15 protein-coding genes and 1 riboswitch are annotated in these 11961 nt (G+C 37.1%); of the genes, 11 read left to right on the forward strand and 4 right to left on the reverse strand.

Going from position 1 to position 11961, the window contains the following annotated elements; translation table 11 throughout:
* On the reverse strand, positions 1 to 135 hold a 135-nt coding region (locus tag AC2JBO_RS36885), incomplete at its 3' end, for a DUF2267 domain-containing protein (RefSeq protein ID WP_496958611.1).
* A gap of 657 nt (positions 136 to 792) precedes the next feature.
* Here AC2JBO_RS36885 and AC2JBO_RS36890 point away from each other — a divergent pair.
* The 6 genes from AC2JBO_RS36890 to arsC all read left to right on the forward strand — a co-directional run bounded on the left by AC2JBO_RS36890 (position 793) and on the right by arsC (position 5157).
* On the forward strand, positions 793 to 1215 hold the full coding sequence (locus tag AC2JBO_RS36890) for a DUF6335 family protein (RefSeq protein WP_496958600.1): 423 nt from the start codon (positions 793 to 795) through the stop codon (positions 1213 to 1215).
* Between the two features lie 476 nt (positions 1216 to 1691).
* Positions 1692 to 2225: a Fur family transcriptional regulator gene (locus AC2JBO_RS36895; protein WP_496958601.1), complete on the forward strand. Its 534-nt coding sequence runs from the start codon at positions 1692 to 1694 to the stop codon at positions 2223 to 2225.
* 411 nt (positions 2226 to 2636) lie between these two features.
* Positions 2637 to 3068, forward strand: coding sequence for an FKBP-type peptidyl-prolyl cis-trans isomerase (locus tag AC2JBO_RS36900; RefSeq protein WP_496958602.1), 432 nt, complete (start codon positions 2637 to 2639; stop codon positions 3066 to 3068).
* A gap of 483 nt (positions 3069 to 3551) precedes the next feature.
* The gene (locus tag AC2JBO_RS36905) at positions 3552 to 3875 is read left to right on the forward strand and encodes an ArsR/SmtB family transcription factor (protein ID WP_496958603.1); all 324 of its coding nucleotides are present in this window, start codon (positions 3552 to 3554) and stop codon (positions 3873 to 3875) included.
* Between the two features lie 174 nt (positions 3876 to 4049).
* Positions 4050 to 4739 carry an MIP/aquaporin family protein gene (locus AC2JBO_RS36910; RefSeq protein WP_496958612.1) on the forward strand — a complete coding sequence of 230 codons (690 nt, stop codon included), beginning with the start codon at positions 4050 to 4052 and terminating at the stop codon, positions 4737 to 4739.
* A 31-nt stretch (positions 4740 to 4770) separates the two neighbouring features.
* Positions 4771 to 5157, forward strand: coding sequence for an arsenate reductase, glutathione/glutaredoxin type (arsC, locus tag AC2JBO_RS36915; protein ID WP_496958604.1), 387 nt, complete (start codon positions 4771 to 4773; stop codon positions 5155 to 5157).
* Positions 5158 to 5405: 248 nt separating this feature from the next.
* Here the strand turns inward: arsC and AC2JBO_RS36920 are convergent, their stop codons facing one another.
* Positions 5406 to 5789, reverse strand: coding sequence for a hypothetical protein (locus AC2JBO_RS36920; protein WP_496958605.1), 384 nt, complete (start codon positions 5787 to 5789; stop codon positions 5406 to 5408).
* 286 nt (positions 5790 to 6075) lie between these two features.
* Positions 6076 to 6229, forward strand: a riboswitch (cobalamin riboswitch).
* 309 nt (positions 6230 to 6538) lie between these two features.
* Between AC2JBO_RS36920 and AC2JBO_RS36925 the strand changes: the two genes are divergently transcribed.
* Genes AC2JBO_RS36925 through AC2JBO_RS36940 form a run of 4 tightly spaced genes read left to right on the forward strand, consistent with a single transcriptional unit; the run spans position 6539 to position 9267 of the window.
* Positions 6539 to 7315 (forward strand): energy-coupling factor ABC transporter permease, encoded by a 777-nt coding sequence (locus AC2JBO_RS36925; RefSeq protein WP_496958613.1) that lies wholly within the window; start codon positions 6539 to 6541, stop codon positions 7313 to 7315.
* 32 nt (positions 7316 to 7347) lie between these two features.
* Positions 7348 to 7668 carry an energy-coupling factor ABC transporter substrate-binding protein gene (locus AC2JBO_RS36930; RefSeq protein ID WP_496958606.1) on the forward strand — a complete coding sequence of 107 codons (321 nt, stop codon included), beginning with the start codon at positions 7348 to 7350 and terminating at the stop codon, positions 7666 to 7668.
* Entirely contained in the window at positions 7631 to 8428 is a 798-nt protein-coding gene (gene cbiQ / locus AC2JBO_RS36935; protein ID WP_496958607.1) for a cobalt ECF transporter T component CbiQ, read from the forward strand. Before AC2JBO_RS36930 ends, cbiQ begins: the two co-directional genes overlap by 38 nt.
* 14 nt (positions 8429 to 8442) lie before the next feature.
* Entirely contained in the window at positions 8443 to 9267 is an 825-nt protein-coding gene (locus tag AC2JBO_RS36940; RefSeq protein WP_496958614.1) for an energy-coupling factor ABC transporter ATP-binding protein, read from the forward strand.
* A 108-nt stretch (positions 9268 to 9375) separates the two neighbouring features.
* On the opposite strand, the gene AC2JBO_RS36945 is transcribed toward AC2JBO_RS36940, so the two are convergent.
* The gene (locus AC2JBO_RS36945) at positions 9376 to 10074 is read right to left on the reverse strand and encodes a phosphatase PAP2 family protein (RefSeq protein ID WP_496958608.1); all 699 of its coding nucleotides are present in this window, start codon (positions 10072 to 10074) and stop codon (positions 9376 to 9378) included.
* Between the two features lie 194 nt (positions 10075 to 10268).
* On the opposite strand from AC2JBO_RS36945, the gene AC2JBO_RS36950 reads away from it, so the two are divergent.
* Positions 10269 to 11156 (forward strand): polysaccharide deacetylase family protein, encoded by an 888-nt coding sequence (locus AC2JBO_RS36950; RefSeq protein WP_496958609.1) that lies wholly within the window; start codon positions 10269 to 10271, stop codon positions 11154 to 11156.
* A 38-nt stretch (positions 11157 to 11194) separates the two neighbouring features.
* On the opposite strand, the gene AC2JBO_RS36955 is transcribed toward AC2JBO_RS36950, so the two are convergent.
* A partial coding sequence (locus tag AC2JBO_RS36955; protein WP_496958610.1) for a calcium-binding protein occupies positions 11195 to 11961 on the reverse strand: 767 nt, incomplete at its 5' end.

Here is an 11961-nt window from a genome sequence, read left to right on the forward strand (position 1 = left end):
TAGGTCTTTTGCTTCATCTCCAACAATACGTTCACGAATTGTTTCTAACGTCGCACGAGTTGCCTTTATAGCATCCTCACGAGAACTCAATTGAGCTGTATTTTGTACATGCTTAATAAATTCATCGTACTTCATGATAAATCTTCCTTTCTATCCTTGTTATTTTCCGAATACGACTACAAATTAGGTTATACCTAGAAAAATAGTTTCATCATTTCGCAGCTAGTTCTTCTTTGGAAACAGCTTTGATAAGAAATTTATGAGCTATAAGCACGAATAAACAGGTATTTTATTAGTTATTCTTACTTGTAGCCCATAACTATCAAGGAGCTAGTTGACGATTTTTGATACTTCTCATGCTATACATCTGTTTGCTTCAAGGCTTCGCTCTAAAGAGAGATATGCAATTTATCTGAGCAAAAATTTTTCTCATTGAATTTAAAAATCTTGTATATAGATGTAAAAACTAAATCTAAAAACTAAAAATATGTCAAATTTTACTAAATTTTAATATAATTAAATTAAGTAGACACGTAAGCTAATAAATTAAAACCTAAAAAAACAGTTATGAGCTACGGCTTTCATAACTCATAACTATGCGTGAAGTGGCTATAGCGTGAATTGACAATTACCAGACTACGCAGAAATCACCAGTATATCTTCGCTCCTAAGATATATATCAGTGTATTTATATCTCTATCTAAAGTAGTACTTCTATTGGAGTATAAAAGCTTGACAAAAAAGCGTTATTGTGAGGATGCAGTTGACGAATGAAATAAGAGTCATAATCTCATGGCAAATCAAAAAAAGCGTTCAGAGAAGGTAGAATCAGACCTTGACACAGAAGCAGAAGTTAGTGATTTACCACAGGAAATAACAGAGTCATACGGTACGGGTGTTAAAGACCTCCCTGGATATAACGTTGGCGGTCGAACAATGCGCGCGGACATGGAAGATTACACTCAAACAAGTCCGGAACTAACAGGGGGTGATGTGGACGCATACTGGCAAGATGCGGATGCTGTAGGGGATGAAGCTGTTGGAGGTACTGTCGCGACTCCCGACCAAAACGTTACTGAAGACTTAGAAAAAGCGGTTGGTTTAGAAATGGATGATAATGCGATTCTTCGCACAAATGATATTTTAGAGGAACGTGATGATGAACGTTGGGAATTAGACCCTACGTCTAGTGAAGATTATGAAGAAAGGGAATAATCTGGATATAATCTGGACGGGCAGGGATGCCCATCCCACAAGAAATTACCATAAGAATTTACCCACAAGAAATTACCCAAGCCCATTAATGCTATGTGAATTAATGTTATGTGAATTAATGCTAGTGAACTTGCTAACTCATTTAATTCCTGTGTTTGGTCTGCTTTAGCTGCCGATGAAAATAGGAGAAGACTCAAAAAACTAAGTAGTAAAAAGTTAAATTTAATTTGTACAGTATGTGAGATATAAAGAGTCGTAATATGCAGCTAATGCGCGTATCACGAAAAAATATAATCGAGAAACCATCGTATTTAACAATATTTAGATTGTTAAGAATGCTAGTTAACAATTTTAGCCAGAGATAACTTACTGCCTTCTATAAAGAATTAAAATTCTCAATAAGCACAGGTTTATTGCAACTCAGTGCCGTTTGCGATTATGATAATTCCATGTACCCAGCTCGTGAGTTGTAATTTATGTATAGTGCCAATTCTCTCAAAGCCGAACTAAATTCCAAAGGATGGCGATTAACACCGCAGCGGGAAGTAATATTACAGGTGTTTCAAAATCTTCCTAGAGGAAAACATTTAAGTGCAGAGGAGCTATTCACTGTATTAGAGCAGCGTCAAGAAGGAATTAGTCTGTCAACTATATACCGTACTTTGAAGTTGATGACACGGATGGGGATTTTACGAGAATTGGAGTTAGCAGAGGTACACAAGCACTACGAACTCAATACCTCATCACCGAATCACCATCATCACATGGTGTGTGCCCAGTGTAACATGACAATCGAGTTTGAAAATTCCTCGATTCTCAAACAAGCAACAAAACAAGTTGAAAAATCTGGTTTAGAGTTAATCGACTGTCAATTAACGATTTATACGATATGTCCTGAAGCTGTACGCAAAGGATGGCCCGCTGTGGTTTCTACTGACTGGGTATGTTCGCGCGCGCTGCGAGCAGCAGAATTGGATGAGGGAATAGAGTTTTTAAGTACTAATACTTAAGTTAGCCGAAAATACCTGTTGTACATGTGGCACAGGCATCAAAAACCTGTGTCGCGTTATCAGAGTTAAGGACTGAAGTCCTGATTACGGTGAACATCAAAATTAATGATATTTAGGTTTTGCATTATAAAAACATTATAAAAAATTTAATCAAATATTTCTTAATTTTTTATTGATCAGGCGCCACTTGCGATGTATATGATGTAATCTGATTCGAGAGTTAATTTGACCTTGGAATATTAACTTCCCGCAATAGTTAAATCACACAGTTAAATTACCTAAATTACCAAAAAGCAAGCTATGCAATACCCAACCTCAGAGGGATGTCAATTCCTCTATTTAGTTGGTCAGATGGTATGCGAGCCTGTACCTCAAGGTTTACGTGATTAAAAAACTCTAGGAGAAAAATCAATGGGACAAGCAAAAGTCGGTGACACTGTAACAGTTCACTATACAGGTAAATTAACAGACGGTACAGTATTTGACTCTTCTAATGGAGGCGACCCATTAGAGTTTACAATTGGCACAGGACAGTTAATCCCTGGATTCGAGGAAGCAGTTGTAGGAATGAACGCTGGTGACTCCAAAACTACTCAGATTCCTGTAGAACAAGCATATGGTACATACCGTCCTGACATGGTGCTTGAAGTAGACCGTCAGCAAATGCCACCTGAGTTAGAACCTGAAATTGGTCAGCAGCTACAAATTCAGCAACCTACAGGTCAAGTTATACCCGTTGTCATCACTGATATCTCTGACTCTACCATCACTTTAGACGCAAATCATCCTCTCGCTGGCGAAGATTTGGTCTTTGATATACAACTAGTCGGTATTGGCGCCTAATAAACGCCCCGTCTGAGCGTAGCGCCAATAGTAAGGTGGGCACTGCCCACTTTACAACAACTTATTTTTTTGCAAAAAACTGTTGATTTCCCATTCTAACCACACTTTTTCTGGCTGAGTTAAAAATTTAAAGGCTTTCAAATATTTCTTTGTCTTCAAATTAATTTTCTTACTCCACTGCCATTTGATCAATGAATGCCTTATAGAAATATATTTTTCGTCAACTATTAATGTTTTAGACGATATAAAATTAATTCAATTACAAATACTTGTATAAATAGTGATGGACGCAAACAATAGTGAAGCAAAAGGCGTACTGTAAGAAGCAAGATTAGTAAGTAGTGTTAAACTAATTAAGTATGTTGCAACTCAAGGCATTAGTAATAATATTATAACTATATACACTTTCTTCGGCTTATAATTATGCATATCCCAAAAAATAGTTATTTGTATACAAAATAACATTAGCTATTAAAGCAACCAATGTTAACTCCTATTGTCGCTACCCCTGAAAATATCGCTGCTGGCTTTCACGCACTTTCAGACCCGTTACGGATTCGCGTTTTGGAACTTTTGCAACATAAAGAACAGTGCGTATGCGATTTATGTACCGTTCTCGGCGCCACGCAGTCAAAACTATCATTCCATCTCAAAATCCTTAAAGAAGCTGGTCTTGTTAACTCACGTCAGCAAGGACGCTGGATTTATTATAGTATCAATGCACCTCAATTTGCCCATCTAGAATCATATCTTACTCATTTTCGCTCCTGTCGCCATGTAACCGCTTCTTCTTGCACTGAAAGCTGATATATCAACTTTTTTTGATGACTTTTTCTGATTGTATACTTCAACACCTTGACATATCAATTTTTTTTGAAATGATAGAGATATAGATTTGTAGTGGGGGTGGTTGTGGTTAGATACAATATTCTCTTCTGGGATGGTCGTCGGAGCCATTCCCGATGTTTAGAACGGGCAAGGATGCCTATTGCACAAGAATTATCTCAAAGCAGAAGTACTGTAATTGCGGAGGCGATTGGCACATTCGTTTTAGTTTTTGCTGGAACAGGCGCCGTCATAGTAAATGATATAAGTCAAGGGGCAATTACGCATATCGGTATAAGTTTTGTGTTTGGTGCAGTTGTTGCTGCGTTAATTTACTCAGTAGGACATATTAGCGGCGCCCATTTTAATCCTGCTGTGACGTTAGCGTTTTGGACGAGTGGTTATTTTTCGAGGCGACGGGTGTTAGCGTATATAGTCGCACAGTTAATAGGGGCAGTAATGGCTTCTGGTTTGTTGCTAATAAGTTTTGGGAAAGTCGGAAATTTGGGAGCAACTTTACCATTAAATGGAAATTGGTTACAGTCGTTTGTGCTGGAAACGGTTCTAACGTTTATTTTGATGTTTGTGATTTTTGGTTCTGGACTAGATAAACGGGCGCCTTCGGGTTTTGCGGGTTTGGCTATTGGGTTAACAGTTTTTGTGGAAGCTGCATGTATGGGGCCAATAACAGGCGCTAGCATGAACCCCGCGCGTTCTTTTGCTCCTGCGTTAGTAGCAAGTATATGGCAGCACCAGTGGATTTATTGGGTGGCGCCGATTTTAGGGGCACAAATAGCTGTAATTGTATATAGAATACTTTCTAATCAGTTTCAAGACGTTAAATAATTAATCGTGTTTGTTTCTACTTACTAAGCTTATGAAAAAAGTGATGTTTGTCTGTAAGAAAAATTCTCGCCGCTCACAAATGGCAGAAGGGTTTGCGCGTACATTGGGTGCAGGTAAAATAGAAGTATCAAGTTCTGGTTTGGAAGCTAGCCATGTAGACCCCATCTCTGTTGAAGTTATGGCAGAAATAGGAATTGATATTAGTAATCAAACATCAAAAGCATTAAATGAATTTAATCCTCAAGATTACGATGTAGTAATTTCTCTATGTGGATGTGGTGTGAATTTACCAGAAGCTTGGGTAACTAGAGAAATATTTGAAGACTGGCAACTTGATGACCCAGAAGGACACGATATACACAAGTTTCGTACTGTCCGCGACCAAGTAAAGGAACGAGTGCAAAATTTGATAATCTAAATATTACGTCAAAACAGCGCCAGATTGGCGCCGATTTAAAGAGGGTGCGTCACAGCAGTTAGATTTTCGCAATACAAAGAAATTGTTGTAGCTGTGACGCACCCACGTGTTTTACTAACGATAATTAAATATTTGGCAAAGTTACACGGTGGTATAGTAGAAGCCGAAAGTCCCAGTGACGGTTAAGGCACCACATTTAAAGTAAGTCAACCACTACTTAAAATACCTTAATTACATATGCACCAAAATTAATAAACCAAGTTACCTGTACCTGTTAATTGACGTAAAGAATTAATACAATACGGGCAGTCACAGCCAAATAGCTTAATTGCAGCATCACTTTCTTCTTCTGTAAAATTTAACATCGCAACATTTGTATTTGTCGCACCATTAACAACAGTTTGTGATACTACAGGTTTGGCACTTGGACTTCTCTCTGAATCACGAATACAAATAAAATTATGATGACCGTGAGGATTAGTGATACATGTTTTATTTTCTCGTGTATGGATTAATTTCTGCTCTAGACGTGGTTCGGCAGCATGTGCGGGATTAATGACCGATAATGTTGACATTAATGAGGTAAACACTGTCGAACTTGAAAGCAAAATGAGAATGAATTTCTTGTTCATAGCCTTCCTTAAAAAACTAGCCTGAGTGCCTAGGGTATTCGATAACCCGTGTCATGGTCAAGCTCTTAGTTAACACAATACTTGCTCTTGACTAAAATAGGCACCTAAATGTTTCTCAGTTTCTGACATTTTTATTTTTGGTGTAGAGACGTGATTAATCCCTACCATAAGCGGATATCCTTCGGATAACGTGTAAACCTCCAGTTTACACGTCTCTACAACCATATACCTTTTGTAGCGTTTTATGTTGTTTTTCTGATTCATATGTGTTGTTAACAACTATCTATGTTACTGTGATTGAATCGGTTCTAGTGGGGTCAGCCATTAGAGGAAACGGGGAAAGTTCGGTGAAAATCCGGCACTGTCCCGCAGCTGTAATCAAGTAAAAGTTACTTTTTAACCTTGAAAGTCAGAATGCCCGCCGATTTATGTTTGTAATAAATGTTTATAATGCTCATCTACGAGGTATAGGTGAAAATGCAGTATTCTATATTTTTGAGTGACGCTTGCTGTGGTAGTCGGAAGCAAGTTTCTGTAGCAGTCTTGAGCAAATTGTTTAAATCGTCAGAATTACCTATTTGGTAAACCAACTATTTGTCTTTTCACACACCAAAATTGGTAATGATAATCAATTTTAGTGGCATAACTTGAAATAGCAGTATATCATATACTCTTTGGGTGTACTTCTTGAGGATTACTAGCAACTCCGTAATTTACTTTATTCAGCAGAGGTGTAACGAATGTTAAGAATGTTAAGTAATACTTTAATATCACCACGAAAGTGGCGCCTAATCAATTTGAGTTTAATGGCATTTTTGAGCTTTTACTTGGTTGTTGGTTCCGAGGCAAAAGCACACGCAATGCATATTATGGAAGGTTTTTTACCTCCAGAGTGGGCAATATTTTGGTTTGTAGTTGCTTTACCGTTTTTTGTATTAGGTTTACGTAGCATCACACGCATTACCACCGAAAAACCTGAGTTAAAGCTACTTTTGGCTTTATCAGGCGCCTTCACTTTTGTATTATCAGCATTAAAAATACCCTCAGTTACGGGTAGTTGTTCGCATCCAACAGGTACGGGATTAGGCGCCGTACTATTTGGTCCTTTAACAATGTCAGTATTAGGGACATTAGTATTAATATTTCAAGCCTTATTATTAGCACATGGTGGTTTAACGACATTGGGAGCAAATGCGTTTTCAATGGCAATAGTTGGACCAATCGTTGCGTTTTGGATATATCGTTTAATTGTGCCAACTGGTAAACAACGGTTAGCGATATTTGTAGCTTCTGCTCTAGCTGATTTAATTACATATATAGTGACATCTGTACAATTAGCTTTAGCATTTCCTGCGGCAACAGGTGGTTTCATGGCATCATTTATAAAGTTTGCAGGTATTTTTGCAATTACACAAGTACCGTTAGCCATCAGTGAAGGATTGTTAACTGTGTTGGTATGGAACTGGTTGACTAATTATGGGCGCCAAGAATTAGAAATGTTGAATTTAATTAAAGCTGAAGTTTAAGAAAGTGGGTTTTTAAGGAGTTAAAACAAATTATGTCAAACAAAACAAACAATTGGTTATTATTCTTCGCAGTCATTGCATTAGCAGTGGCGCCGTTATTATTTGTTAAGGGGGAGTTTGGGGGGTCTGACGATAAAGCTAAAGAAGCAATAACCGAATTACATCCACAGTACAAACCTTGGTTTCAACCTGTATTTGAGTTACCTAGCTCAGAAGTTGCAAGTTTGTTATTTTCAGTACAAGCAGCAGGTGGTGCAGGTGTTATTGGTTTTGTAATAGGTCTATATAAAGGACGCAGCGAAAGTAAACAAAGAGATGAGAATACAGATAGACACACTCGCATACACAAATAATTTGCGGTGGTTGCCAGTTAAACATAAATTAATATTTGCAACCACGCTTTTTATAATTACTTATTTTTCTCATCCAACTGTACAAATTATCATTGCACTCTGGATGACTATTTCGATAGTTGGATACGCGCGTATTCCGGTAAAAACTTTTTTGCGTCTAATTTACGTTGCTTTGTTATTTTGGTTAACGAGTGTACCTGCTTTAGCTATCAACGTAGTAAATATTATTTCTGAAGCTAGTATACGAGGTGATGCTTTAACAGGTTTTATAATTGGCTCATACTATATATATATAAGCTCTAAAGGAATAATTCAAGTACTGACGATATTAACGCGCGCATTGGCTGCACTTTCATGTTTATATTTTATCATGCTAACGGTTCCTTTCGTTGAATTATTACAAGCTTTACGTAAAATGGGCTTTCCACCGCTTTTGATGGAACTGTTATTATTGATGTACCGCTTTATTTTTGTTTTATTAAACACAGCGAGTACACTGTGGACAGCACAACAAGCAAGGTTTGGATACCGCACTTTTAATTCTGGCATGAAAAGTTTAGCCTTGTTAATTGGACAATTATTTCAACGCACTATTGAAAACTATCGTCAAATCTCATTAAGTATAGAATCGCGCGGTTTTAATGGAGAATTTTGTGTATGGTATCCAGAACGACATAAACCATCCAAACGGTATTTAATCGAAGCAATTTCTGGCTGTACATTCTTAATTATTTTAGAAATATTTATCCGAAATGTTTAAAATATATGGATAAAATGTATGAATACTTACTTCAACTTGAACAAGTCTACTATACATATATAGGGACCAGGAAGAGCGCATTGAACGAACTAACACTAAAAATACCCACAGGTAAAAAGTGCGCGTTGATTGGTCAAAACGGCTGTGGTAAAACAACTTTGTTCTTACTGGCAAATGGTTTATATAAACCAAATAAAGGTTCTATTATTTGGCAAGGAAAGCCAATAGAATATAATCGTAAATCATTAATGCAACTGCGTCAACAAGTTGGTTTAATCTTTCAAGACCCGGAACAACAGCTAGTTGCTTCAACCGTAGAAGAAGATATCTCTTACGGTTTATGTAATTTAGGTTTACCAGAAGTAGAAATTAAAACGCGCGTTTCTCAAGCATTAGAAGAATTTGATTTACTAGAACTAGCACAAACACCCGTCCATCACATGAGTTTAGGTCAAAAAAAGCGAGTTTCCATAGCGGATGTAATGGTGCTACAACCTCAACTGCTTTTACTCGACGAACCCACAGCATATTTAGATAAACTACATTCGCGTAACCTCATGGCAACGCTAAAAAAGATTCATAGTTACGGTACAACAATACTTATGGCATCACATGACCTCGACTTAATATACCGTTGGGCAGACTGGGTATTTGTAATGGACAGAGGAAGACTAATATTAGAAGGAAAACCCAAAGAAGTATTTAACCAGCGTGACATAATAGAAAGTTTAGAACTAGAAGTACCTCTTATACACGATATAGTAAATACTCTAGAACACAACGACGAAACAACATTAGAAAAATTAAAACAGCAAATAGCTAAATACACTCTTGATTAAAAATACCTTAACTTAATCTTCTTTCTTCGCGTCCTTTGCGTACTTTGCGGTTCGTTAAAGAAATAAACCGCAAAGAACACAAAGGTCGCAAAGCGGGAATAATGATACCTAATCTAAATTGCTAACTTTTCTTAATCTTTGTAGTTTTAACATTGTAATACATATAGTCAACCATAAAAATCCCACTCCATAACCTGCAATTATATCAGTAGGCCAGTGAACACCTAAATATAATCGACTAAGACCAATAGCACCAATTAAAAACACAGCAAAAATATAGATAAGCGCGGAAAATCTTGGATAAAAGAAAGCTAATAAATAAGCAAGAAAACCATATAAAACCATTGACCCAAGTGCATGACCACTAGGAAAGCTAAATGAGGTTTCAGTAATTAATTGTTTCCAAAGCTGCGGACGAGTTTTTGAGAAAAACAACTTTAAACATGTATTTAAAATAAACGCACCCAAACACGTTAATAAAAATATCATAAACTCTAATCGATAACGGCGCCACCACAAAACAGCTAAAGTAATAACAACTATAATTATTACCGTTGTTGGGTTGCCGATATGAGTAATAAACAACATTAAATTATCAAGACTAGGATTAGCAAATTGATGCAGCCATAGTAAGATGTTTGTATCAAATGCAAAAGCTTCTTTCTCTAAAACTTCCTCTGCTAATTTAGCAACAATAAATAAAACTAGCAGACAAACACTAATTCCACCTATTCCCAGTGCAGCAATTAAAGTAACCAAACGAGGATGTATAGAGTGTAACCAAAATTGAGAAATTTTTCTAATCATTATTAATATTCTGTTTAACGGTCTTTAAAAAGCAAAATAAAGCAATATTTTATCTTCTACAACACCTGTCTGACATCAGTGTGTCAAACGTATGAATAATTAGTGCCAAATTTCTACAAAGCCGAGTTCCTATATAATCATTAAATTTTAAACTAAATATGTTACTATTACCCTGATAATTTGGGCACAAGTTCATGAAACTTAAAAAGCTGTTTCTTCTACGGCAATTAACACTACTATCAATAATTACAGGTAGCAGTATTTTTACTTACACACTGTTAAGTAGACGACATCAGCTTGAGGCAAGTGGACAAGCTAGTAGTCAAAGCATTAACTTAGCTTCCACACATCCCTTATCTTCGGCGCCTCATGCAACACAACCACAACAACCACAAGCTCCGGTAAATAATATCATATTCAAAGCACCGCAAAACTTTGCTTCTGTAACAGTGCGTGAAGCAAAACTTAAAAAAAGCGAAAAATATATAGCTTTAACTTTTGATGATGGACCGTGGCATGATTCTACAGACAAAATCTTAACAATACTTCGTAAAAATAATATTAAAGCAACGTTTTTCATGATTGGGCAAAACGTTAAAAACTTTCCACAGCAAGGAAAAAACGTCTTGGCAGACGGTCATGTTATTGGCAACCACACGTGGCATCACTGGTACATGCATATGAGTCCACAATTGGCAGCTTCCGAAATCAATAGTACGGCAGATGTGATTGAAAAAACTTTAGGCGTTAAAACTAATTTATTTCGTCCACCCGGAGGAATACTAAACAACGGTTTAGTCGAATATGCCAAAAATCAAAACGATGCGATTATTCTATGGTCTGCTGATTCAGAAGACTACCGTATTCCATCTGTAGCAACATTAATTAAACGGGTTATGAAACAAGCGGCGCCTGGTGGTATAGTACTAATGCACGATGGAGGAGGGAACCGTAGCCATACTGTAACAGCTTTACCACAAATTATTAGTAAGTTGAGGCAGCAAGGTTATAAGTTTGTTACGGTTCCAGAACTGTTGGAATTGCAAAATAAAGATGATGCAGTAGTAGGTGTGAAGAAATAGTGTGTGTTGGGTTACGCAGAGCGTACACCAACCTACGACTAACCTATTTTGACAGAGGTGTTGTCTTTGATGGTTGCTAGTAAGTCACTACCGAAACTAATTAAAGTATCGTTACCGCTTAAACTAGTTGAAAGTAAGTCAGTGGGTTTGAAACTGCTACCAGGTACAATTTGGTCTTTTGCGGAGTATCCGTAAATTGTTACAGAACCTGTACCAGCTTCTAAAATAAATTTATCGGCGCCACTACCTGCATAAACGGTATCATTTCCAGTACCTGCATCAATGATATTGTTTCCTTCACCTGCGTAAATTAAATCATTACCTGCACCAGTGCGAATATCATCATCTCCAGCACCTGTATAGATAATGTTATTACCGCCTATAGCCGTAATAAAATTCTTACCTTCACCTGCGTAAACTAAATTATTACCAGCACCTGCATAGATTTGGTCGTCACCTGCACCAGTGTATATAGTATCATCGCCGGCGCCGGAGAAAATGTTGTTATTACCTTCGCCTGCGTAAATTAAGTCTTTACCAGTACCCGAATAAATCAAGTCATTCCCTGCACCAGTGTACACTAAGTTATCACCTTGATTAGCAAAGATGTAATTATTACCTTCACCTGCGTAGAAGGTATCATTGCCTGCTCCACCGTAGAAAATATCATCTTTACCATCGCCGTAAAAAGTCTGAGGACTCTTAACAGTTGATTTATCAGTTCCTGTCACGGCATTATACATAGTTTTGTAGATTTGCGACTCATCTACAAGACCTGGGTTGCCAGGTATTTGATAACCATAGT

Source organism: Calothrix sp. CBUCES-K 9914 (genome assembly GCF_059640475.1).